Source organism: Parvimonas sp. D9, assembly GCF_035282565.1.
GTDB classification, from domain to species: domain Bacteria; phylum Bacillota; class Clostridia; order Tissierellales; family Peptoniphilaceae; genus Parvimonas; species Parvimonas micra.
Map to the genome: position 1 here is coordinate 1 of NZ_JAYKBM010000027.1, position 769 is coordinate 769.

General features: G+C 52.9%; 1 protein-coding gene. It reads right to left on the bottom strand.

Translation table 11 applies throughout. The annotated features are described in order from the left end of the window. Positions 1 to 769 (bottom strand): anti-CBASS protein Acb1 family protein (locus tag VJI94_RS07845; RefSeq protein WP_324008939.1); only part of this gene is annotated, 769 nt, incomplete at both ends.

Below are 769 nucleotides of genomic sequence, written 5' to 3' on the forward strand. Positions count from 1 at the left end.
CTCCTCGAGGATAATGGGCTGCAGACCCTTCTGCACATTGGCAAGTGTGCGTGCAGTCTGCGCACCCGTCTGGGCTTGTTCCATTGGACTCTGCCGATAAGCACTAGGCCACAGAAGCTTGATGGCGTTGACATCCATCGTGTACACTTCATATTCATTGAGCCAGCGGAGCAATGGCCATAGAATATTCGGCACAGCATGTGTGGTGCGGTAATCTTCTACACGTTCAGCCCAATTGCCTCGGTCTTGGGTAGATGCAAGCTGTCCAGCCTCAGAACCGACCAGAATACGCTTTGGGATACCGGTAGAACCAGCAATCATGGTCAGAAGCGTATTGAATGCACCCGATGGATCAGCAACTGCTGCCCCTAACGACTTAACCGTGACACCACGGGTACGAATCGTGCGCCGAAGATTATGCTGGTATTCATCCAGTTCCTCGGACAGATTCTTCTCGTCATCTGGATCCATGTCCAGTTCTTTGTCAACGTCTGCATGCAAGCCCTGATAGGCAGTCCGCCAATAGGATTCAGCCGACGAGCCAACAACCTTCATCAGGTCGATCAGGTCATTCCAGATGGGGACATAGTAGGGAATGCCGAAGATGCCATCCTCGTCCGCCTCACGTGCCACATGGATACAGTGTGATGCATGTACATCAAAAGGCGCTTGAACAGGGGGAACATCCTGAATGGTACGCGAACCCGTGGTATCCACACGCGAAGGCGTAACCCGATACACCAAAGGCTTGCCGAAGGTAGGCGAACGT